Origin of the sequence: Actinomyces minihominis, assembly GCF_900187855.1 — a bacterium.
GTDB classification, from domain to species: Bacteria; Actinomycetota; Actinomycetes; order Actinomycetales; family Actinomycetaceae; genus Scrofimicrobium; species Scrofimicrobium minihominis.
This window is the reverse complement of record NZ_FYEG01000002.1, coordinates 357,512-379,288: the sequence shown is the minus strand read 5'-3', so window position 1 is coordinate 379,288 and position 21,777 is coordinate 357,512. Positions and strand designations below refer to the sequence as shown.

Below are 21,777 nucleotides of genomic sequence, written 5' to 3'. Positions count from 1 at the left end.
ACCTTCGATCAAGTTGCCTCTGCCACAGCCGCGGAAAGTACTTAGGTGTGGCCGCTTGCCCTGCCGTAGTATTGGCTGGGTTGCGGGCGTCCCTGCCCGCCAGAATCAGCGCATTTCGTCCTGAGATGGGGCGGAGGCGAAATCTATTCGTGGGAGTGTTACGCGTGAAGAGCACCGTTGAATACCTGGAACCGACCAAGGCACGCCTGACGGTCACGGTTGATTACGACGAACTCAAGCCATTCATGGCAGAGGCATACAAGGAAATTGCTGGCCAGGTGAACATTCCCGGCTTCCGTAAGGGCAATGTTCCTCCTCGTATCATCGATCAGCGTTTCGGCCGAGGGGCCGTCATCGAACAGGTCGTGAACCAGGTTGTTCCCGAACAGCTAAACAACGCAATCGTTGAGAACAAGCTGCGTCCTCTGGCCCAGCCTGAGATCGAGGTTGATGAGATCCCGGCGACTGAGGGTGAGCCCGGCGGGGCCCTGGTCTTCTCAGCCAACATGGATGTCGTTCCTGCGTTCGAACTGCCCAGCCTTGAGGGACGTACCGTTGAGGTCGACCTCATTGATGTGACCGACGAGGACGTGCAGGCCGAGCTCGACTCGCTGCGAGGCCGTTTCGCCACCCTGAAGAACCTGGATCGCCCGGCTGAGGACGGCGACTTCCTCACCCTCGACCTCAAGGCAACCGTCGGTGACGAAGAGATCGACTCGCTGTCCGACGTTTCCTACGAACTGGGATCCGGCTCCATGCTGCCCGGCCAGGATGAGGCGCTGCGCGGCGCATCCGCAGGTGAAGAGATCACCTTTAACTCCTCCGTTGCCGGTGGTGACCACGCGGGATCCGAGGCCGTCATTGACGTCAAGGTCACCGCTGTCAAGGAACGCGAGCTTCCCGAGGTTGATGATGACTTCGCATTGATGGTCTCTGAGTTCGACACAGCAGAAGAGCTGCGTGAGGACACCGTGAAGACTGTCCGTGAGGGCAAGAAGGGTTCGCAGGCTCTGCAGGCCCGTGACCGCCTCCTTGAGCAGCTCATTGCTGAGGCAGAGATTCTTCTGCCCGAGGACGTGGTTGAGGCTGAGGTGGCCCGCCGCGTCTCGGAGGACGCTGATGAGGAAGCACGCGCGGAAGTTCGTGAGCGCATCGTTGCTGACATTCGCCAGCAGGTCTTCCTTGACACCCTGGTTGAGGGTCGTGAGGTTGAGGTCGCCCAGCAGGAGCTCATCGACTTCATGATGCACACCGCCCAGACCTACGGAATGGACCTCGGCACCATGCTGCAGGACCAGACCCAGATCCAGAACCTGTACGCCGAGCTGGCCCGCACCAAGGCACTCGTTTCGGTGCTTGGTGAGACCACGGTGAAGGACACCAATGGCGAGGTCGTTGACCTCTCTGCCTTCACCGCCGACGGATCCAAGGCTGAAGAGCCTGAGGTTGTCGAGGAAGAGGGCACCTTCGCCATCGACATCGAGGACATTGCTGACGAGGACGAAGAGAACTAACCCTCTCGCTTGACTCAGAGTTAGGGTCGCGAAGACTTCGGTCTTCGCGACCCTTTTCTATGGTGCGCCAACAGCGAAAAGAACGTGGGATGTACACAATCTGATCCTGTACACGACTAGTTTGGTTACCAGTTGCGAGGGTTCCGCCCTCGTCCTCATTCCGGTACATAGATACGGAGATCTAATGACCACGCTACCCCCGGTTGGTGCTGGACCCACTGAGTCCAGCATGGGCCTGAGCGACAATGTTTACCGGCGCCTCCTGAAGGAGCGCATCATCTGGCTGGGCGGGGAAGTCCGCGACGACAGTGCGAACGCTATCTGCGCGCAGCTGCTTCTCCTTGCCGCAGAGAACCCTGACGAAGACATCTACCTGTACATCAACAGTCCCGGTGGATCGGTGACCGCGGGTATGGCCATTTACGACACCATGCAGTACGTCAAGCCTGATATCGCGACCGTCGGTATGGGCCTCGCGGCTTCGATGGGACAGTTCCTGCTCACCGCTGGAACCCAGGGCAAGCGCTACATCACCCCGCATACCCGCGTCCTCATGCACCAGCCCTCGGGTGGTGCGGGCGGTTCAGCCACGGACATCCGCATTAACGCCGACCTCATCCTTCACATGAAGAAAGAGCTAGCGGAGATCATTGCAGACCGCACGGGAAAGACGGTCGAGCAGATCGATCGTGACTTCGATCGTGACAAGTGGTTTACCGCTGAAGAAGCCCTTGAGTACGGCTTTGTGGACCACATTGTCCACCACCCCCAGTCCATTGGCCGCATGTCCAACCAGGAAGAGGCATAACGATGACCTCAAGCAAGCAGTACTTTGACGCGGTCAAGCGCCAGATGCCCGAGGGCATGGCAGCGCAGTTGGCCGGCGGCATGGCTCCGGGTATGCCGGACGCACGCTATGTCTTCCCCACCTTTGAAGAGCGCACCGCCTACGGTTACAAGCGCCAGGATCCCTACGCCAAGCTGTTCGAAGACCGGATCGTCTTCCTGGGCGTCCAGGTTGATGATGCTTCCGCAGATGATGTCATGGCTCAGCTGCTCGTCCTCGAGAGCATGGACACCGACTCGCTGATCACCATGTACATCAACAGCCCGGGTGGCTCATTCACCGCGATGACGGCAATCTACGACACCATGCAGTACGTGCGCCCGCATATCCAGACGGTTTGTCTGGGTCAGGCGGCCTCTGCGGCTGCTGTCCTGCTGACCGCTGGTCAGCCCGGCAAGCGACTCGCACTGCCGAACGCGCGCATCCTGATCCACCAGCCAGCCATGGATGGGGTGCAGGGGCAGGCTTCGGATATTCAGATCGTGGCCGATGAGATTGACCGGATGCGCGCCTGGATGGAGCGCACCATTTCGCACCACACCGGCAAGCCCGAGGACGAGGTTCGTCGGGACGTTGAACGCGACAAGATTCTCACCGCCGATCAGGCCCGGGAGTACGGCCTCATCGACCACGTTCTGCAGAGCCGCAAGGCCGCGTAGTAGATGACATTGAAGCCAGCCTGGCGGCGTGCCCTCTGGTTCAGCCCGAGGCTCTCCAATAGGCTGGCTTTGTGTCATGTCGACACACTTACTGGGGCTGCTCTAAAGTCGGCAGCCATGACCGCAAGGTAGGCGCAAAATGGCTTCGTTCCAAGACAGTTCGGAACTGCTCAAGTGCGCCTTCTGTAGCAAGTCGCAAAAGCAGGTCCGCAAGCTCATTGGTGGCTCGGGCGTCTACATCTGCAACGAATGCGTTGAGCTGTGCAACGACATCATCGAGGAGGAACTTCCCGAAGAGGTCGAGGTCAGGCCCCTGGAGTTGCCGAAGCCCAAGGAGGTCAAGGCGTTCCTTGACACCTGGGTGGTGGGTCAGGAGCGCTCCAAGAAGGCGCTCTCGGTGGCTGTTTACAACCACTACAAGAGGGTCCGAGCACGTGACCGCGGTGGTGAAGATCTTGAGGGGACCAAGTCGAACGTCCTCCTTCTGGGCCCGACCGGCACCGGGAAGACCCACCTCGCGAGGTCGCTGGCCCGACTGCTTGATGTTCCTTTCTGCATCGTTGATGCCACGGCTCTGACCGAGGCCGGATACGTGGGTGAGGATGTTGAGAACATCCTGCTCAAGCTGATTCAGGAAGCTGACGGCGACATCAAAAAGGCCGAACACGGCATCATCTACATTGACGAGATCGACAAGATTGGTCGTAAGGGAGAGAACGCTTCGATCACCAGGGACGTCTCCGGTGAGGGCGTCCAGCAGGCCCTGCTCAAGATTATTGAGGGAACGAAGGCGTCGGTTCCTCCGCAGGGGGGCCGTAAGCATCCCCACCAGCAGTTCCTTGAGATTGACACCTCCTCCATCCTCTTCATCGCGGCCGGGGCTTTCTCGGGGATTGATGAGATTGTCAAGTCCAGGTTGGGTAAGCGTCAGACAGGCTTTGGTACCGACCTGGCAGTCGCGTCAGAACTGGGCGACCTCTACCGCCATGTCACCCCGGAGGACCTGCACACCTTTGGCCTCATCCCCGAGTTCATTGGTCGTCTACCTGTTCTTACCTCTACGGAGACTCTGCTTGAGGACGACCTGGTAGCGATCTTGACGGAACCGAAGAACGCCCTCGTCACCCAGTACGCGGCACTTTTTGACCTGGATGGTGTTGCCCTAGAGTTCACCCCGGAGGCGCTGAAGGCGATGGCACGCCTGGCGATGATGCGCGAGTCAGGGGCGCGCGGGTTGTCTTCGATCATGGAGGACACTCTCGCCGATCTGATGTATGAGATACCTTCAGAGTCGGACGTAGAGAAGGTTGTCGTCACCGAAGAGGCGGTAACCGGTGAGGGACACCCGAAGATCTATGTCTTTGGAGAGACTGCGGCACGGTCCGCCTGAGATCCTGAGGGGGCAATGTGTCCACCGGTGATTCCATTCCAGCTGAGCTGGCCGATGAGCGGCGCACCATAGACAACATTGACGCTGCCCTGATCCACATCCTGGCAGAGCGTTTCCGTTGTACCCAGCGCGTCGGACACATCAAGGCCCGCAGTGGTCTTCCGGCCGCAGATCCCGAAAGGGAGGCGCGACAGGTGCAGCGTCTTCGGCGCCTCGCCACCGAGTCCGGTCTTGACCCCGACTTTGCAGAGACATTCCTGGCCTTCATGGTCACCGAGGTGATTCGTCACCACGAGGTGATTAAGAGCGAGTATTCCGAAGACGAGGTCGTCGAGGCCATCGATGACTAGAGGGGTGCAGTCGTGGCGCCCCGGCGCTAGCGACAGAAAAGCGGCCCTTGCGAAGCCCCGACAGGGAGGTTCGCGAAGGCCGCTTTACTTCATGCAACTGCGGAGAGGGGAGTTACCCCTGCTCTACCGGACCCCCGTAGAGGGCGTCGATATCAGCGGCGTGACGCTCAAGGACCCGGGTCCGCTTCACCTTCATTGACGGGGTCATCAGACCGTTGGCCTCGGTGAAGTCGTTCGGGAGGATTTCAAACTTACGAATCGACTCTGCCCTTGAAACGCCCTCATTCGCCCGATCGATGGCTGCGGAAAGGGAGGCGCGGATCTCCGGGTGACGGACAGCTTCGCTGACAGTCATGGCCGGGAGGCCCTTGTTCTTGAGCCAGATCTGCATCATCTCATCGTCGAGGGTAATCAATGCGCCGATAAACGGACGCTGGTCACCGACGACAACCACCTGGCTGATCAGGGGGTGACCGCGCAGCGAGTCCTCCAGGACGGAAGGAATAACGTTCTTGCCACCGGCGGTGACAATGACTTCCTTCATGCGACCCGTGATGAACAGGTAGCCGTCCTTGTCAATCCATCCCAGATCGCCGGTGCGGAACCAGCCGTCCTCATCAAATGCAAGAGCGGTCTGATCGTCACGCTTCAGGTATCCCTTGAAGACCGCTGGACCCTTGACCAGGACCTCGCCCTGATCTGAGATCTTCACGCGCATCGGGGGCAGGACGGGTCCGACCGAACCGATCTTGGTGAGCTGCGGGGTGTTGACCGCCAGGGGACCCGTGGTTTCGGTGAGGCCGTAGCCCTCTTGAATCGGCAGTCCAGCACCACGGAAGAAGTGGGCCAGACGCTGGGAGAGGGGAGCTCCGCCAGAGATGATGATCTCAACATTGCCGCCGACCAGGTTCGTAAGCTTGGAGTAGACCAGGGCATCACCGATCTGGCGCTGCATACGCAGTTGGCGTGAGGGGCCCTCGGGGGTATCGAGAGCCCTGGAGTACTCCACCGCGACATTGGCTGCCCAACGGAACAGCTTGTTCTTCGCGCCGGCTCCAGTCTTGGCATCTGCTGAGTTGTAGATCTTCTCGAGGACGCGTGGCACCACCAGCAGGAAGGTGGGGCGGAAGCTTTGCAGGTCCGGCAGCAGGTGCTTGATGTCAGAGGTGTGTCCGATGACGCCCTCACCGGTAACCACGTAAACCTGCAGGAAGCGGGCCAGGATGTGGGCCAGCGGCAGGAACAGGAGCATGCGGGCCTTGGGGAAGTCACAGACCTCAGGCATCCACAGGTGAGAGTTCTTGCAGAGGTCGGTGAAGTTACCGTGGGTGATAACCGTGCCCTTGGGGGTGCCGGTCGTGCCCGAGGTGTAGACGATAGTGGCGGTCGAGTCCAGGGTGAGCTGGTTGGTTCGAACCGTGACCTCGCTGCCGTGAACCGAGACGCCCGCAGACTCAAGTTCACCCATGGCACCCTGGTCAAGAGACAGAATCGTCAGGTCAGAGCCGATGTCCTCAGCGGCTGCAGCCACCAGGTTCGCCATAACCACCGACTCGGTGATCGCGAACTTGACGCCGGCGTCGCTGAGGATGAACTCAATCTGGGCCTTCGAAGATGTCTCGTAGATCGGAATGGGGACGAGGCCGGCAGCCCAGGCAGCAAAGTCCAGAACCATCCACTCGTAGCGCGTCCTCGACATGATGGCGATGGGGTCGCCAAATTTCAGACCCATCCCGATCAGGCCCTGGGCGATCTTGTTGACGTACTCCCAGAAGTCGCCGGCGGTGACAGTGCGCCAGGAACCGGTGATCGGCTCCTTGACCTCTGCGAGAGGACGGCGAGGACCACGCTGCACGCGGTCGAGCAGGGCGTGTGGAAGCGTGTCCTGATCATCGACGCGGGCGAGGACAGGGGCAGTCCATTCCAGAGCCTCGGTGGTGATGATCCCTTCCGCATCGGTTCGCTCTACGAGGATGCCTTCACCCAGTGGGCCGGCCTCCTCCTCAATCACGATGGTCTCATCTTCGGTAGCGGCGACTTCCAAAGCCTCAACCACCTCTTCAGAGGCTAGATCCGCTTCGGCGGCAGACTCGACGTTCTCGTTCTCAGTCATGGTTTCTCTTCCTGTGGGGTGGCAAGGCGGGTTCGTGGCGCTCTGGCTAGGCCTTCCTGCGCTGTGGTGGGGTACCGAGCTCGAAGTCTGTCACCTCGAAGTCGGTCGCATCGGTACTTGGCACAATAACGAACTCGCCCTCGACACGGTTTGCTGCCCGCAGGTCGGCCTCCACCGAACCCAGCAGTTCGACCTGGTGGGACGGACCCGTCAGGGTGATGTGCAGGTAGGGGGTGCGGGGCGAAACCTTAGCTTCCGACTTCATGCGGCGCAGCTGGATGAGAGCGGCAGAGGTGGCGTCAAGCACCTCGGTTCCGGCGCCTTCCCTGCGGTAGTCCTCGGCGACAGGCCAGGGTGCCAGGTGCACCGAATCCTCGCGGTACCACGACCAGGCTTCAGCGGCTGAGAAGGGAAGGAAGGGAGCGAGAAGACGAACGAATGCGTCGATGCCCAGGGCTAGGGTTGCCCGGGCTGAAGCAGCTTCCGCATCGCTCCAGCTTCCCTCGCTGTTGTAGGCCCGCTCTTTGACCAGCTCAATGTAGTCGTCGCAGAAAGCCCAGAAGAACGTCTCGGTAATCTCGAGGGCGTGGGTGTGATCGTAGTTATGGAAGGAGGCGGTGGCAGACTCAACGACCTCGGCCAGAGAGGCCAGAACCGAGGCGTCAACCGGCATGGTGACACGGGTCGGATCCAGTTCAAGGGAGCCGTCTGCAGCCGCCATGGAAAGGGCGAACTTTGAGGCATTGAGAAGCTTGATTGCCAGGCGGCGCCCAATCTTCAACTGCCCCTCATCGAAGGTGGCGTCCGTGCCCAGTCGGGCCGAGTCAGCCCAGTACCGCACCGCATCGGAACCGTACTTTTCAAGCAGGGCCATGGGGGTGACCACATTACCCTTTGATTTGGACATCTTCTTGCGGTCGGCATCGAGGATCCAGCCGGAGATCGCAGCATTAGCCCAGGGCAGGGTATCGAACTGCAGATTGGAACGCAGGACGGTGGAGAAGAGCCAGGTGCGCAGGATGTCCTGGCCCTGGGCTCGCATATCCATGGGGAAGACGCGATGGTACAGGTCTTCGTCGCGCAACCACCCGGTGGGAATCTGTGGGGTCAGCGAGGAGGTGGCCCAGGTGTCCATGATGTCCATCTCCGGGGCGAAGCCGCCGGCCACGCCGCGCTGCTCCTCTGCGTACCCGGGTGGGGTGTCAACGGTGGGGTCAACTGGAAGCTGCTCAAACTCAGGAACGAGGACGCGGTCGTAGTTGACCGCACCGTCCTCATCAATGGCGTACCAAACGGGGATCGGTACACCGAAGAAACGCTGGCGAGAGATGAGCCAGTCGGTGTTGAGGCCGTTGACCCAGTTGTCGTAGCGCACCCGCATGAAGTCGGGGTGGAAGTTCAGTTCGCGACCCCGTTCAATCAGCTCTTCCCGCAGCTGCTTTGTGCCCCCCTCACGAACGAAATCGCGACCACCGTTGCGCACGTACCACTGACGTGAGGTGACGATTTCGAGGGGCTTGTCGCCCTTCTCGAAGAAGTTGGTCATGCGGGTGGTTGCCTGAGGTTCACCGACCACATCACCGGACTCGGTGAGGGCGTCGACGATCTCTTTGCGTGCAGAGAAGGTGGTCTTACCGGCCGCTGCTGCGTAGAGTGCTTCGCCCTCGGGGGAGGTAATCCACTCCGGAGTGGTGCGGGCGAGACGGCCATCTTTGTCGAGGACGGCGCGCAGCGGCAGACGCAACTCACGCCACCACTGGACGTCAGTGATGTCACCGAAGGTGCAGCACATGGCGATGCCGGCGCCCTTGTCCTTTTCCGCCAGAGGGTGGGGAAGAACGGGGACCTTGACATCAAAGCCGGGGGAGGTAACGAACTTGCCAAACAGGTCCTGGTAGCGCTCGTCATCCGGGTGGGCGATCAGCGCGACACAGGCGGGGAGCAGTTCGGGGCGGGTGGTCTCGATCTCGACGTTGCGACCGGCAGCATCCTCTCCAACCTCGGCAGCGTCGCCGTGGAAGATCAGCTTGTAGTAGTGACCCGGGTACTCGCGGGCCTCAACTTCGGCCTGGGCAACGGCGGTCTGCAGGGTGACATCCCACAGTCCGGGAGCCTCGTCTCGGTAGGCTTCACCGCGGGCCAGGTTCTGCAGGAATGCGGCCTGGGTGACGAGGCGGGCATCCGCTCCGATGGTCTGGTAGGTCAGGTTCCAGTCAACGGAAAGACCCAGGTAGCGCCACAGTTCTTCGAACTGGACCTCATCTTCTTGCGAGAGCTTGACGCAGAGTTCAATGAAGTTTTGCCGGGAGATGGGCTGCTGATCGGCAGCCTTGATGGACTTGCCTTCACCGCCCTCGTGAGGGGGCTGGTAGCCCTCGACATAGGGCAGTGAGGGGTCGCAGCGAACGCCGTAGTAGTTCTGGACACGGCGTTCCGTAGGCAGACCGTTGTCGTCCCAGCCCATGGGGTAGAAGACCTTCTTGCCGAGCATGCGCTGGAAGCGGGCCATGGTGTCGGTGTGGGTGTAGGAGAAGGCGTGGCCGATGTGGAGGGAGCCGGAAACCGTGGGGGGAGGGGTGTCGATGGAGAAGACATCGGCGCGCTCAGCAGTGCGGTCGAACGCGTAAACCTGCTCGTCTTCCCAGGTTTTGAGCCACTTGTTCTCGAGTCCTTCCGTGACGACCCGATCCGGAACTTCCGGGGCCGGAAGGGAAAGGGGAAGGGACTGGGCGGAAGAGCTCATTGTGTTTACTCCAGAAAATGCTGATGGTCGGCGTGTTTTGCCAGGGTCAAAATTACTTGGCTTTGCAGTGCTTTCCAAACCTGATTTGGAAAGCCCAGTGTTTAGGCACCCAGTTCTCGGTCGCGAGCGATGGTGGCGTCGACGGCGGCGACCAGGGATGGTCCCAGTCCGGCCTCCTGCGCGGCGAGCAGACCGGTGATGGTGGTGCCCCCGGGAGAGCAGACCCGGTCGACGAGTTCCGCAGCATTACCGCCCTCGGCCAGGGTCTTCTGCAGCATGAGGGCGGAGCCGAGCATGGTGGAGCACGCGGCCGAGGTCGCGGCGGCTTTCGTCAGGCCGTGCTTGACGCCCGCGCGGGCCAGGTCATCGACAATCTGGAAGAACCAGGCGGGTGAGGAACCAGCCATTGCGGTGAAGGCAGAAATGAGGTGTTCATCTAGCTGAAGCGTGGTTCCCACTGCGTCGAACAGGGCGGTCACGGCCTCGAGCTGCTCTGGGGAAACCAGATCATCGGGGCAGATAGCCGAGGTGGCGCTTCCGACAATCGCATTCAGGTTGGGCATGACACGAATAACCGGAACTGAGGGCTGGCCGGCCTTGCTGAGGGAGGCCAGGATGTCCGCAAGCGACCGTCCGGCGGCAATGGAGACGAGGACGCAGTCGGCAAGTTTGGGAAGGGCCTCGATCACCCGGGCCTGGACCTGCGGTTTGACGGCGAGGACGACGACCTCTGCATCTTGAACCGCGTCCTCGACTGTGGTGGCGGCGGTTCCCGAGGTGGCTTGGGCAGCTTCTTGGGCTGACTTGAGGTTTGGGTCAAAGAAGGTGAACTGCCACCTCTGCGCCTCCTTGGCCGCAGCACCCTCGGCGATGGCGCGTCCCATGACACCGGCTCCGATAAACGTGACTCTCATAGTTCTCCTCCCAGATTCCTTGATTCTAGGCACTTAGTCCGTAGTCAAGTAGGTGGTGTCGTGGATTTGCAGAACTGAAGAGTCCCCAGTTTCCGTGAGATGGGGTAGTCCACAGGCCGAGGATGGCGGTGTGAGTGCTTCCTGAAAACCGGTCAACAATCGCCTGAACGGGTGGAATGAGGGGGCATTGTGTCTGAAGATTTCGAATCCAGAGAGAAGCTACGGGTTCGCCTGGGCCGCGGTCTGGCGGTGGGACTAGCCCTGGTTACAGTCATTTTGGCCGGTTTGGGAATCTGGCGGATCACCGGGGATGGTGAGGACGGATCCGGGACGCTACCGACGCAGGCAGAGTCTGAGCAGAGCGACCCCTCAACTGGTCTTGAAGTTGAAGGGGCGGACGAGGTTCGCGGCTACGGTTTGGCCGACAAGATCGAGGGTCCCACCATGCTGATTTTGCACGTGGTGGGAGCAGTGGCGGACCCGGGGATTGTTGAGCTCGAGGCGGGTGCCCGGGTGGTCGATGCCATCGACGCTGCCGGGGGTCTGGCGCAGGACGCCGATGTTTCCGCACTCAACCTGGCGGCCTTCGTCTCTGATGGCGCGCAGGTCAGTGTCCCGCGGGTGGGTGAGGTGGTGGTGGGTGGTACCTCCGGTGTCGTCGGCGCCGAGACTTCAGGGGCCGGTGGGGGCTGCATCGACCTCAACACTGCAACCGAGTCTGAACTTGAAAATCTTGATGGGGTGGGACCCAAGTTAGCGGCCCGAATCGCGCAGTGGCGCAGTGAAGCAGGGCCGATCTCCTCGGCGCAGGAACTGCTCGCAGTTCCGGGAATAGGTAGCGTCCTGGTGGAACGCATCGCCGCGGGTACCTGCCAGTAGCGGGCAGAAATGGATCGCGGGACCGACCTGAGACTGGCCTGCCTTGCCCTTGGCTCGTGGCTGGGAGCCATCATCGGAGTTGCCACCACCTCCTGGACCCAGGTGGGACTGGTGACAGGGGTCCTTGTGGTCGGTGCTGTCGCGCTGGCGGGAGGCGCCCATCTCCTTCACGTCGAAGGCGGGTGGATCATCATCTCATTGGGCGTTTTGGCCTGCCTCGCGGCACTGACTGTCGGCTCGCTCTCCCGTCAGACCTGGGAGGTCGAGGCCACTCGACTCACCGCAGGAGAGGGCCCACAATCCCTGGTTGGCAGCGTCGTCCTCGACCCGGTGGTGGACACAGGGGGTTGGGGTGGGGGATGGAAGGTCAACCTAGAGGGGCCATCGCAGATCCGGGTCCTGGTCTCCGCTGATTCCACAGCCCTCAAAGATGCCCGCCTGGTCAGGGGTACCAAGCTAAAAGTAGAGGGGAAGATCAAACTCCTCGACACGGTTCAACCACCGTTGGTGGGTTTCATGAACGCCACGAAAGTCACCGAGGTGGAGGGTCCGCCGCAGTGGGCGCGCCTGGTAGCCGAGCTGAAATCTCAGCTGGCGCTGGTCTCCCAAAAGCACGCGGGCACAGCCGGGCCGTTGATCGCGGGAATGGCCATCGGGGACGACAGGGGACTGACCGATGAGACCAAGCAGGCCATGCTCACAACCTCCCTGACCCACCTCACCGCAGTGTCGGGTTCCCACATCGCCATCTCGCTTGCGGTCATCACCATCCTCCTACCGGGGCGCAGGGCCCTGAAGGCCCTGGTTACCCTCGTCTTCCTCACCGGAATGGTCACCGTGGTCGGACCCCAACCGGCCGTTTTGCGCGCGGTGGGAATGGGGACGCTGGCAGCCGGGGGAATGGTCCTCAAACGAGGAGGTCAACCCATGGGACTCCTGTTCACCGTCACAACCATCACGGTTCTCCTCAACCCATGGAGCGCGATCTCCCTCGGCTTTGCCCTCTCCACCATTGCAACCGCCGGGATACTCAGTGTGGGGCGAGTACTCATGGGTCGGATAAAGGACTTCACCACCGACCTTCCGCTCTCGCGCCTCATCAGGACAGTTGCCGATGCCATAGTCATCGCGGTGGTGGCACAGGCTGTGACCGTGCCGATTCTCGTCCTCGCCAACCCCTGGATACCCACCTACGGGGTGGTCGCCAACCTCCTGGTCGCCCCCATCGTCGCCCCTATGACACTGCTCGCGCTTGCGGCAGCCCTGACCTGTCTGTGGCTTCCCTCGGTGACCGATGTTCTGGTAAGCGTGGCGGCTCCACTGGCGCGTTACATGGAGTTCATAGCCCTGTGGGTCTCCGGATGGCCGCTGGCTCGCCTGCCCTGGCCGGGTGGGATTGGGGGAGCCGGGCTGGCTGTGGCGGCTACAGTGTTGCTGGTGGTCCTGGCCTGGTTGGTGTCCAGGAGCCAGGTTACGGTCCGAATGGAAAGGTGGCTTACCAGGTGAGTTCCGAGCAACGTGGTCGCAGCCCCCTGCCACCGGCCCAAATCACTCTGATCAAGGGACCAGAGGAAGAGCTGGCCAACCGTGCCATCGCCGGGATCCGCCAGGCCGTTTTCGCGATTGCCCCGCAGGCGGAAGAGGTCCGCTTCTCTGCCGAGAGCTACGAGGGTGGGGAGTTGATGTCGCATGCTTCGGGCTCCCTTTTTGCGGATGAGAAACTCCTGATTATCTCCGACCTCGACAAGATGAGCGACGCCTTCTCAGACGAGTTTGAGCAGTACGTCAAGAACCCCTCCGATAGCGTCTGGGTGGTCGCCCACCACCGCGGAGGAACCAGGGGACAGCGCGTACTGCGCGCCCTCAAGACTGCCGGGTTCCCCGAACTGGCTGCAGCGAGTGTCAAGAACCCCGCAGACAAGGCGGACCTGGTGGCGGATGAGGTGCGCCGGGCGGGTCGTACCATCGGTCGGACAGCCGCAATGGCTCTGGTTGATGCCCTCGGGGCTGACCTTGGTCAACTGCTCTCAGCAGCGCGCCAACTGGCCGCTGACAGCGACGGTGAAGTGTCACCCGAAATGGTGCATACCTTTCACCGCGGACGGGTTGAGACCAGGTCGTTCGATGTGGCACAGGCGCTGGCTGACCAGCAGTTTGAAAAAGCCGTGATCCTGCTTCGTCAGGCTCAGGGTGTCAAGGTCCCCGCGGTCCTGCTGGTGTCGGCCCTGGCCAATGAGTTTCGCGTCATGGCCCTGGCCAAGATCCCCGGGCTGACGGCCTCGGAAGCCAAGGTTGCCCCCTGGATGCTTGAGAAGGCTCGCAAAAAGGCCCGTCGTTGGAGCGAGCCCGCCCTCGGTCAAGCCCTGCGACTGATCGCGGACACCGATGCGGCGGTTAAAGGAGAATCCCGCACTCCGGACGCTGCCATCGAACTGTGCCTGTTGAAGATCGCACAGATCCGATAGAGCCCCGAGGTGCGGGAATCGAAAGTGTTTGGGCTTTAGCCCCGACTACATCTCATTCACACGCTTGACCAGCTTCGACTTACGCTGAGCTGCCTGGTTGCGGTGAATAACGCCCTTGGACACTGCCACGTCCAGCTTGCGTACGCGTCCATTCGATTGGGGGGAAGCAGTCGAAGGGCCCCACCCGTCAGGGTGAGGCCCTCCAATTTTTTAAATCTAGGCTGCGACATCAGGTTGGGTCGGGGTCACTTGGATCCCGCTGTGCAATCAGCATGAGCACTAGGGTGATGAGCATGGCGCCAACGACAGACAGGCCGTTCCAGGCCTTGTCCAAACCGAAACCGATTGCACCGCCGCCAGCGAAGCCAAGCAGTACCAGAAAGTACAGGCCGGAGTTGTATAGGTTCGATGTTCCTGCGGCGTCCTTCTTGGAGAAGAACGATTGCATCAGGTAGTTGAACGCCAGTTGCACCACCAGGGTGACGGCCACGTTCCCGTAGAGCATTCCCTTGATCTTGTGGAAGCCGTTCCCCTGCATGCCTGCAGCAAAGGAGATGACCCAGGTGATGTATTCCGGCCGCCACGCCTCAGTCGTGATCAGTACCAGCGCAACCCCCATGAGGATCAGCAGGGATAACTGCATAATGGGTGTGTAACGAGCGTGCTTCCGCTGCGCGACCGCTATGAAAGCGCCAGCGGTGAAGGAGCCCAACCCGAACGCCACGACGGCTCCCGTGGCGTAGAAGAGCTTCTCCCAGTTTCCTGCTGCCAGCTGGTAACCCATCTGGATGACGTTGCCCGACTGCACGGTCGCAAAGGTTTGCGCGTGCGCGAAAGTCCAGGCGTTCAGCAGCCCGGCACTGATCGCCAGCAGGAATGCAATGTGCGGCATTTCCATCAGCGGGAAACTGGCCGGATGGAGTGACTTAGAGGTGAGCTTGTTCAGCGAAGTTCCTTGCGGCAAACCGCCGCTGGCACTCTGAGCGTTTTGATGAGATGGAGCCTCAGTCATGAGATTTCCTTGTCGTGGTCAAAAATAATAAGCGGCGCGGCTCCTACCGAAGCCGCCGAATGCTCGCTGATGGCCGGCACCCGAACATTCGGGGTCGACCCCACCAAGCTAGCCGAGTGCAGAGCTTATCGAGTGACGCGGCGCATCGGGATCATCAGTCTCAGCGGTGATTGGTGTATCCGTTGGGACCGATGATGCCTTGTCGGCACTTCTGCCCGCATTCCGAGCTGGCACCATAGCGTTCGTGATCTGCGCAAACCTGGACAGGTGATCGCTAAGTACTGGGCCGATCCCTTCAGGCAGCTTCCCCTTGTCTAGAGTGAAGCTAAGTCCGAACGCGTTTCCGTCAAGCTCATTGAGGGCCAAGCTGGCAGTTGACGGGGCCACTACGACACAACCCCACGCCTCCCCAATGTTGTTGAGCTGTTTCGCAACTATTTCCTGTCCGGAGTGGCGAAGTTCAGCGGTCACCATCCCGGTGAAGGTTCGGTTCTCGTACTTCCCGGCAACAGCTCCGTCATGGAGGCTGTCAACAAACGCTTTCAAGGAAGCCGAAAGGGACGCGGTGTGTACCGGAGATGTGAACACGTACCCGTCAGCCCACAGAACGTCCTCTTCTGTGGCGTCTGGATATGCTTTCGCGGCTTCCACTTCGTGCTGGCCAAGAACCAACTGCGGGACTCCTCGCACCCTCACCTCGGCCCCCTCCGATTCCAGGGCTTTCTCCGCCTCAGCGGCAAGAGCGGCGTTTGCCCCAAAAATGGAGGAGAAGACGACCAGAATCTTTGGCATCATTTACTCCTTGTCCTGCTGGTTCGCCTTGGATAGGTCGTACCAGACGACTGGCGCGGGTTTTGCGTCTGTCGGTAGCGACTCCACGAACTCGTCGGTGGTGAGCAGGTGGTCAGCGACCACCTGAACGGGGTTCGAAGCAAGCCACTGATTAAGCGAAATGTCGGAGTAATGAGGATTCCTGAATATTTCCGCAAAAATCAGGGTCTCATCACCCGTGTTCTGGATGTAGTGCCCCGCGACCAGTGGAACAACTCCCACGTCGCCAGCACGGTAATCGAACGTCCTTGCGAGTCCTTCGGAGTTGAACACTGTCATCCGGGCCTGACCCTGTATGTAGTACTGCCACTCCGCGGCCTTCGGATGCCAGTGCAGTTCGCGCATTCCTCCGGGCTCAACCTCAACAAACGCAGCTGAGATGGTCTTGGCTGCCGGGAACACATCCACGTCGACGATTCGGACCCGACCCGCCTCAGACTCAATGGGGGTCACCGTGTCCATGTGTAGCGAGAACGGTGAAGGTACTGGGCCAGCTGGCGTTGTGCGTTCAACCTCAGCGATGGGTCCGGGAACGTTGCCCTCGAAGATGTACAGCTCTTCCTTCGGGAACATGGTGATTTCGCCGACGGTCTTCTTCAGGTTCGCTGCAAGGACATCCTTCGGTATGTGCATGAACCAGTCTGAAAGCAGGAACGTCGAGTTGTCAGAGAAGTTCGGGTCGGAGAAAACCAGAAGGAACTCGCAGCCTTCATCAAGTGCCTGGATCGAGTGTGGCAAGCCTCCCTCGAAGTTCCACAGGTCGCCTGCGACGACGTCGTCAATGAAGTAGCGGCCCTTCTCGTCAATGGAGGTCACTCGCGCGTTCCCCACCAGCATCAGGCCCCACTCGGCTTCCTTATGCCAGTGCAGCTCACGATATGCGCCAGGAGCTAGCGCCATGTCTACGCCGGCAACCTCTTGCGAGGCAGGAAGTTCCCGCGCCGTGATCTCCCGCGCCCAACCGCCCGGTTGAAGACGCTGGTGCGTGTCAGAAAAGCTGAAGCGCAGATTGGGAAGTGTTCCCGCATCCGTCTCGGGTGGTACCAGGAGACTCGGATTCTCTTCCGCCCGCATGATGTCGCGCGGCCCTAGGTCCAGCCAGCCTTTCCCATCCGATTTTCTGATTGGTTGTGGAACAGAGTTGTCAGTCATTTTCATCCTTTTCAAACGCTTCATTGAGTATGTTCGTGGTTCTTGGCAAGGTGGCGTTCGGTCCGTGCCTCGCTCCGTTTGGCTGAACGTCCACCTGCGACCTTGGCCGAACAAGTGCAACGCGGGCATTCGTCCCACTTACATAATGCTCGAGGTCTGCCGATATTGTCCCCCGCACGCAACCGGTCGGCAACTTGATTGAGCAATCCGAAAGCGCCGCTGGCTCTAAAACTTGCGGGGGGCTTCAGCCGTTTGCGTGGGGGTATGTTGTCGATTCTGCAAAGCGCCCGCTCCCGAATCAGCGTGCTTTCCGGGGGCGAACCCGGTACAGTCAGCCTGGTAGCGGTTCCGCCTGGACCTTTCGCCGACCGCGACTCTAGCAGGTCACGAGTAGGTTCCCAGTGGGTCTCTAACAGAGGCGCGGACTGAACTGGTCGCAAGTCAAAAGGACCCGGTGGAGGTAGAGGTTTCATGAACGACAAGCTAGACGCTTCAGAAGCAGAGATGTCATCGCACAACATCAACACGTTCACGTGGATCGCCCCGAATCCCTTTGGTGAAGACACTCCGTTTCTGCTGCTGACCCCGGGAGACCGGGCCGCTCAGACGGAATTGCAGGCAGCAAGTGAGCAATTGGGGCTGGAATCAATGGGTTTTGGCGGCGATATTCCGTGGGTGGGCACCGATCACTTGGCGGTTGCACTGCGCGGCCCACTAGCCGACCTTTATGCCGCGGATCGTACCTGGATCAAGGTTCCCGTCATTGATGCTTGGACGGGGAATGCAATTGCGCGTAGGTACATAGTCCTTGCCGCGGGAGAGGCGATAACCGGGCCCGATATGAGCGCTGATGAACTCTCCGCCTACCTGAAGAGCGACGTCCACGCTGGACTCGTGAAGATCCGTCTGCGCGTCACCGACAACTAGGCTCCGGGGGCGTATACGTGGGCGGGAATGCAATTTCGGGCGGCGGTGATCCGAGCACGTCCCCCGTGGCGGCCCTGTTGTGGGACGAGGGAACGCTCACACGCGAAAGTCTCCTCTGCCTGAGCGGGTTCCTTAGAAAAGTGACTATTACCGCTGGCAGCAGACAGGCCCAGCTTCAGCAGGCACTGGAGACCGGGTTGACCGATGCGGACCTGGTGGCAGTGGTCGCGGAACAGCCGGTCGTGCCGGCAGAGGCAATCCGATTGGCGGAGCGCCTTGCTAGAGATGATCAGGAAGCTGGTGTGCCGCTGGGTGTCTTGGTGGCGGGGACTCCCTTTGATGCGCAAACGTGGGTCGAGGAGCTGGTCGACTCGCTCGCGGAGAGCAGCCTAGAGGGCCTAATCGTTCTGGTTCCGGGACCGCCCGGTTCTTCGCTGACGACCGTTGCTTTGACAGAGCAGGCAGCGCAATATGCCGTGCTGCTCAGGAACGGGTTGGCGGAGTCGTTGGGCGGCCAGGTTGCGGGCGGCGGCCCGGTTCCCGTCGGGTCTTCAGTCGCCATAGAGACCATCCGCTCGCAGACCGGTCACGTCGCGCTCGTCTTTGCAACGAAGGCTTACCAGACAGGGCTCGAAGAGCCGCCACACGCACCTATCGGCGCGGCCGACGTTGTGCATGTGATCATGACCGATACAGGAATGGAGGTCACAAACCGAACCGGGATGGTCGTGGAAATGCGGATACACTTGGGGCCTGCTGGCGGCGAGATAGCTGAGGTAATCCCGGTGCGGCTAAGTCCGCGCGACAGTAGATTCTTCGGCCCGGGAGAGCTGGGCGTGGTGGGCACGCTGGACCCGCCGAAACCAGAACTGCGCCAATGGAGTCACGAAGCCGCAGTAGTATACGAGGGCGGGGACAGGCGCATCCACCGAGTCGAGATCCGCTATCTAACGGCAGATGATGCAACCGGCCCGGCAGTCGTCGGTGAAGACGTGTTCGGCTCCCGTGACGGAGTGGTCGCTGGGACCATTTCCACTGAAATAGCTCAAGCGATCGGGGTAGCTTCCAATTCTGTGGGAAGGCGCCTCTCATACCTTGCGATGCGAGAGGACTGGAGACGCGTGTTAGTGGAAATGGTTCGCAGCTAGCATACTTTCAGGGTGGACAACGGCCTGATTCCGTCCCGGGTGTTCTTTGAATACCTCTGCGGGTTGCGCCAGTTCTGGGTGATCTGGTTGGCGTCTACGCCTTCGGAGGAGCCGCGCCCGATTCTGCCATTATGGTGCTCGCTGGTTCCGCATGGCCGGACGGGTATTGAGGTGGCGTGAGATCCTCCCCATGCAAGGCGTCGTCACGGTGAGGGATATACGCGCCGCTCTCGTTCGATGGCCGCCACTCTAGTCCTGCCGCATCTGGCTCGCCAACTGATCATGTTGCACGCCCAAAGAGCAGAAGTCGCCAGCTAAGTGGAGGAACTGGTGCTTAGTCACCCTCTTTACTCGGGTCCTGAGCTCGATGCCCGGAGTGGGGCTTAGGACCGCCGCAGTCATCATCGCTGGTGCTTTCGCCATGAAGATCGCTAACTTCAAGCCTCTTTACCCTAGTTCTGTTGATAACTTCAGCAGCGGGTCTGACGCCGTGATGAGCGCCTACGGTGTCACGTTCTACCTTTTCGCCGGATTCTCGTTCTTGACCATTGCTGGTTTGCGGATGAAGAACCAGCAGAAGAACCTGCCGAAGGCACTCCTGATTGTCATCGCAGCTGTCACGGCAATTTACATTCTGATCCAGACGGTCACTGTCGGCATCCTCGGCTCTAAGATCGCGGACTCTTCAATTCCGGTTGCCGAAGCAATGCGGCATTCAATGGGTGAGTGGGCCTACTACATCGTGATTGCCGGAACCGCAGTTTCGATCTTTGGGGTGGCGTTCGCCTGTTCGTTTGAGGTCCCGGTCCTAGCTGCTTCTCTCGCTAATGGCCACAAGTTGCTGCCACCGTGGATGGGTAAGAAGAACAAGTACGGTTCGCCAGTCGTGGCGATCGTGATCACTGCGGCACTGGCATCCGCGCTTTTGTCTACGGGCGACTACGTCTTCTTGGCGACGCTAGTTGTTTGTGCCAGCGCCATCCAGTATGTGCCGACAATTTTGACTGTAATCAAGCTACAGAAAGTCCCGTCGGCCAAGGGCGCGTTCCAACTCAAGGCAGCAGTCCGGTGGATCATGGTTGTTTTGGCCCTGGCCGCCACCTCTTACCTGTTCCTCTCCTTCACGTGGAAGGTCGTACTGATTTCACTGGCTATCTTCGGGGTGGGCGTCCTCATCTATATTTCGGACGGCAAACGCAGTAAGGACCCCACACAGGCAGTAGATCCACTCGCCTACTACCCAGATCCGGTGGCCACGCGCGCAGGAAATGCGACAATCGACCGCTCTCAGATGCCCGCCGAATACCAGACAGCGGCGCACGCAGGGACTGTTGGAACAACTAAATAATTAGCACTTCATGCTCATAGAGAACGCTCTGCGAGCGAAGTTGCGGCAGAAGCCGTATTCTTGAGGTGCGGGGAAGAGCACGACAGACGGCTTTTCCTTTACAAATCGGGGGTCACCCCAGAATCTGATGGAGGAACCAAATGGCTGATAAAGCTGCCGAATGGGAAAAGAAAGTAGTCGACGCTGAGAATCACGCGTCAAAGGTTTACGAGGGCGAAGTTGCCCGCCTCGAAAAGCAGGTTGAACACACTGACGCCCGTGAAGAGCGCGAAGTGAAGCACGTAGAGCATCAGGTAGAGCTCGACGCAGCCTTCGCTAAGCACCACGTTGAATACTTGGAGAAGGTAGTCCTGCACGAAGCGAAGCGCGTTGATCGTGCCTACGCGAAGCTGGCAGAGAAGCAAGAGAAGGGTGCCTCTGACAAGTCTGTCGAACGCGCTGCTAACCACGCCGTGAAGGTAGAGGCTGACGCAGAACGGCACATCGAGAAGGTGCTTGAGCACGTCATCGCTCACATCGAGCGTGATGCCAAGGCCGCTGCGGCTCACGTCGTGAAGGGCCTCGAGAAGCTCGGCTTGGATGAGGACTACTTGGCCGACGATGTTGAGGCCGACGCTGAGCGCGTTGCCAAGGCCCTCGACAACGTAGTTGCAAAGGCTGAGCAAGACTAAGGATCCGCGCTTCATTTAGTGAAGCGTTTCGAGACACTACAGAGCGGGGCTGTTTTACGCAGCCCCGCTCTTGTCGTTAATGAATAGAGGAGCGGCCTTCATGCACAGCACCCGGTCTCCCGACACCGATGCGGCGGTTAAAGGAGAATCCCGCACTCCGGACGCTGCCATCGAACTGTGCCTGTTGAAGATCGCACAGATCCGATAGAGCCCCGAGGTGCGGGAATCGAAAGTGTTTGGGCTTTAGCCCCGACTACATCTCATTCACACGCTTGGCCAGCTTCGACTTACGCTGAGCTGCCTGGTTGCGGTGAATAACGCCCTTGGACACTGCCACGTCCAGCTTGCGTGCTGCGGCGCGAAGGTTGGTCTCAGCCAGTTCCTTATCGCCAGCCTCAACTGCTTCGCGGGTCTTACGAACCAGGGTCTTCAGCTCAGACTTCACAGCCTGGTTACGAATGCGCCTCTTCTCGTTGGTAAGAACGCGCTTCTTCTGCTGCTTGATGTTGGCCACTTAGACTCTCCTCAACTGGGTATCAATATTCACGGTCGATGAGGGGTGAGGCGTAACCGGGGACTGGGCGTGGGGACACCCGCGATCGGTCGTAACCTGGTCCCACGCTCGACCACGCGTGGAGTCCAATCGATAACTTTATCAGTAGGGGACCCAGGCTCCAGTCCCAGAGGCGATTCTCAAGGTGGAACTAATCACGCCGAGGCGGCTGTTCGTCCCCTCCGCGGGTGCATGTAGGCACATTCCTGCCCGGCCATTAGAGTTACCTTCTGCCCCGTGGCAAACTTTGCTCCAGATACC

19 protein-coding genes and 2 pseudogenes are annotated in these 21,777 nt (G+C 60.2%); 13 read left to right on the top strand and 8 right to left on the bottom strand.

Features of this window, described 5'->3' with window-relative positions; translation table 11 throughout:
* Positions 1-164: 164 nt before the first annotated feature.
* The 5 genes from tig to CS903_RS03780 all read left to right on the top strand — a co-directional run bounded on the left by tig (position 165) and on the right by CS903_RS03780 (position 4,760).
* Positions 165-1,514 carry a trigger factor gene (gene tig, locus CS903_RS03800; protein WP_099332202.1) on the top strand — a complete coding sequence of 450 codons (1,350 nt, stop codon included), beginning with the start codon at positions 165-167 and terminating at the stop codon, positions 1,512-1,514.
* Positions 1,515-1,698: 184 nt separating this feature from the next.
* A complete protein-coding gene (locus CS903_RS03795) occupies positions 1,699-2,322 on the top strand; it encodes an ATP-dependent Clp protease proteolytic subunit (RefSeq protein ID WP_099332201.1) in 624 nt (207 codons plus the stop codon).
* Positions 2,323-2,324: 2 nt separating this feature from the next.
* Complete coding sequence (locus tag CS903_RS03790) at positions 2,325-3,020, top strand: ATP-dependent Clp protease proteolytic subunit (RefSeq protein ID WP_099332200.1); 696 nt, start codon at positions 2,325-2,327, stop codon at positions 3,018-3,020.
* 139 nt (positions 3,021-3,159) lie between these two features.
* Positions 3,160-4,410: an ATP-dependent Clp protease ATP-binding subunit ClpX gene (gene clpX / locus CS903_RS03785; RefSeq protein WP_099332199.1), complete on the top strand. Its 1,251-nt coding sequence runs from the start codon at positions 3,160-3,162 to the stop codon at positions 4,408-4,410.
* Between the two features lie 17 nt (positions 4,411-4,427).
* Positions 4,428-4,760 carry a chorismate mutase gene (locus tag CS903_RS03780; protein WP_099332198.1) on the top strand — a complete coding sequence of 111 codons (333 nt, stop codon included), beginning with the start codon at positions 4,428-4,430 and terminating at the stop codon, positions 4,758-4,760.
* A 112-nt stretch (positions 4,761-4,872) separates the two neighbouring features.
* On the opposite strand, the gene CS903_RS03775 is transcribed toward CS903_RS03780, so the two are convergent.
* From CS903_RS03775 to proC, 3 genes are all read right to left on the bottom strand, one after another.
* Entirely contained in the window at positions 4,873-6,873 is a 2,001-nt protein-coding gene (locus CS903_RS03775) for an AMP-dependent synthetase/ligase (protein WP_099332197.1), read from the bottom strand.
* Between the two features lie 46 nt (positions 6,874-6,919).
* Positions 6,920-9,616, bottom strand: a complete 2,697-nt coding sequence (valS, locus tag CS903_RS03770; RefSeq protein WP_099332196.1) for a valine--tRNA ligase — start codon at positions 9,614-9,616, stop codon at positions 6,920-6,922.
* Between the two features lie 101 nt (positions 9,617-9,717).
* Entirely contained in the window at positions 9,718-10,530 is an 813-nt protein-coding gene (gene proC, locus CS903_RS03765) for a pyrroline-5-carboxylate reductase (RefSeq protein WP_099332195.1), read from the bottom strand.
* A 189-nt stretch (positions 10,531-10,719) separates the two neighbouring features.
* Between proC and CS903_RS03760 the strand changes: the two genes are divergently transcribed.
* Genes CS903_RS03760 through holA form a run of 3 tightly spaced genes read left to right on the top strand, consistent with a single transcriptional unit; the run spans position 10,720 to position 13,874 of the window.
* A complete protein-coding gene (locus tag CS903_RS03760) occupies positions 10,720-11,409 on the top strand; it encodes a ComEA family DNA-binding protein (RefSeq protein WP_099332194.1) in 690 nt (229 codons plus the stop codon).
* 9 nt (positions 11,410-11,418) lie between these two features.
* The gene (locus tag CS903_RS03755; protein WP_099332193.1) at positions 11,419-12,915 is read left to right on the top strand and encodes a ComEC/Rec2 family competence protein; all 1,497 of its coding nucleotides are present in this window, start codon (positions 11,419-11,421) and stop codon (positions 12,913-12,915) included.
* On the top strand, positions 12,912-13,874 hold the full coding sequence (gene holA, locus CS903_RS03750; RefSeq protein ID WP_129587585.1) for a DNA polymerase III subunit delta: 963 nt from the start codon (positions 12,912-12,914) through the stop codon (positions 13,872-13,874). Before CS903_RS03755 ends, holA begins: the two co-directional genes overlap by 4 nt.
* 45 nt (positions 13,875-13,919) lie before the next feature.
* Here the strand turns inward: holA and CS903_RS09535 are convergent.
* The 4 genes and pseudogenes from CS903_RS09535 to CS903_RS03730 form a co-directional block, all read right to left on the bottom strand.
* Positions 13,920-14,015: pseudogene (locus CS903_RS09535) on the bottom strand (30S ribosomal protein S20); the annotation flags it as partial.
* An 88-nt stretch (positions 14,016-14,103) separates the two neighbouring features.
* Positions 14,104-14,886 (bottom strand): YoaK family protein, encoded by a 783-nt coding sequence (locus CS903_RS03740; RefSeq protein WP_099332190.1) that lies wholly within the window; start codon positions 14,884-14,886, stop codon positions 14,104-14,106.
* Between the two features lie 108 nt (positions 14,887-14,994).
* Positions 14,995-15,678 (bottom strand): flavodoxin family protein, encoded by a 684-nt coding sequence (locus CS903_RS03735; RefSeq protein WP_164996663.1) that lies wholly within the window; start codon positions 15,676-15,678, stop codon positions 14,995-14,997.
* Between the two features lie 3 nt (positions 15,679-15,681).
* Complete coding sequence (locus tag CS903_RS03730; RefSeq protein ID WP_099332188.1) at positions 15,682-16,869, bottom strand: cupin domain-containing protein; 1,188 nt, start codon at positions 16,867-16,869, stop codon at positions 15,682-15,684.
* Between the two features lie 471 nt (positions 16,870-17,340).
* Here CS903_RS03730 and CS903_RS03725 point away from each other — a divergent pair, with 471 nt between their 5' ends.
* The 5 genes and pseudogenes from CS903_RS03725 (at position 17,341) to CS903_RS03710 (ending at position 20,963) form a co-directional block, all read left to right on the top strand.
* Positions 17,341-17,796 (top strand): hypothetical protein, encoded by a 456-nt coding sequence (locus CS903_RS03725; protein ID WP_099332187.1) that lies wholly within the window; start codon positions 17,341-17,343, stop codon positions 17,794-17,796.
* A gap of 140 nt (positions 17,797-17,936) precedes the next feature.
* A complete protein-coding gene (locus CS903_RS03720; RefSeq protein ID WP_129587584.1) occupies positions 17,937-18,944 on the top strand; it encodes a hypothetical protein in 1,008 nt (335 codons plus the stop codon).
* A gap of 240 nt (positions 18,945-19,184) precedes the next feature.
* Positions 19,185-19,353: pseudogene (locus CS903_RS09530) on the top strand (IS110 family transposase); the annotation flags it as partial.
* A 12-nt stretch (positions 19,354-19,365) separates the two neighbouring features.
* Positions 19,366-20,292, top strand: coding sequence for an APC family permease (locus CS903_RS09435; protein WP_242491749.1), 927 nt, complete (start codon positions 19,366-19,368; stop codon positions 20,290-20,292).
* A gap of 140 nt (positions 20,293-20,432) precedes the next feature.
* Positions 20,433-20,963: a hypothetical protein gene (locus CS903_RS03710; RefSeq protein ID WP_099332185.1), complete on the top strand. Its 531-nt coding sequence runs from the start codon at positions 20,433-20,435 to the stop codon at positions 20,961-20,963.
* Between the two features lie 253 nt (positions 20,964-21,216).
* Here the strand turns inward: CS903_RS03710 and rpsT are convergent, their stop codons facing one another.
* Positions 21,217-21,477 (bottom strand): 30S ribosomal protein S20, encoded by a 261-nt coding sequence (gene rpsT, locus CS903_RS03705; RefSeq protein ID WP_099332184.1) that lies wholly within the window; start codon positions 21,475-21,477, stop codon positions 21,217-21,219.
* Positions 21,478-21,777 lie beyond the last annotated feature (300 nt).

Excerpts from the sequence above, each read along its gene's own strand:
- CS903_RS03795 (WP_099332201.1), top strand. The coding sequence starts at position 1,699 with ATGACCACGCTACCCCCGGTTGGTGCTGGACCCACTGAGTCCAGCATG.
- CS903_RS03790 (WP_099332200.1), top strand. The coding sequence starts at position 2,325 with ATGACCTCAAGCAAGCAGTACTTTGACGCGGTCAAGCGCCAGATGCCC.
- clpX (WP_099332199.1), top strand. The coding sequence starts at position 3,160 with ATGGCTTCGTTCCAAGACAGTTCGGAACTGCTCAAGTGCGCCTTCTGT.
- CS903_RS03775 (WP_099332197.1), bottom strand. The coding sequence starts at position 6,873 with ATGACTGAGAACGAGAACGTCGAGTCTGCCGCCGAAGCGGATCTAGCC.
- valS (WP_099332196.1), bottom strand. The coding sequence starts at position 9,616 with ATGAGCTCTTCCGCCCAGTCCCTTCCCCTTTCCCTTCCGGCCCCGGAA.
- proC (WP_099332195.1), bottom strand. The coding sequence starts at position 10,530 with ATGAGAGTCACGTTTATCGGAGCCGGTGTCATGGGACGCGCCATCGCC.
- CS903_RS03755 (WP_099332193.1), top strand. The coding sequence starts at position 11,419 with ATGGATCGCGGGACCGACCTGAGACTGGCCTGCCTTGCCCTTGGCTCG.
- CS903_RS03740 (WP_099332190.1), bottom strand. The coding sequence starts at position 14,886 with ATGACTGAGGCTCCATCTCATCAAAACGCTCAGAGTGCCAGCGGCGGT.
- CS903_RS03735 (WP_164996663.1), bottom strand. The coding sequence starts at position 15,678 with ATGCCAAAGATTCTGGTCGTCTTCTCCTCCATTTTTGGGGCAAACGCC.
- CS903_RS03730 (WP_099332188.1), bottom strand. The coding sequence starts at position 16,869 with ATGACTGACAACTCTGTTCCACAACCAATCAGAAAATCGGATGGGAAA.
- CS903_RS03725 (WP_099332187.1), top strand. The coding sequence starts at position 17,341 with ATGAACGACAAGCTAGACGCTTCAGAAGCAGAGATGTCATCGCACAAC.
- CS903_RS09435 (WP_242491749.1), top strand. The coding sequence starts at position 19,366 with ATGAAGATCGCTAACTTCAAGCCTCTTTACCCTAGTTCTGTTGATAAC.
- CS903_RS03710 (WP_099332185.1), top strand. The coding sequence starts at position 20,433 with ATGGCTGATAAAGCTGCCGAATGGGAAAAGAAAGTAGTCGACGCTGAG.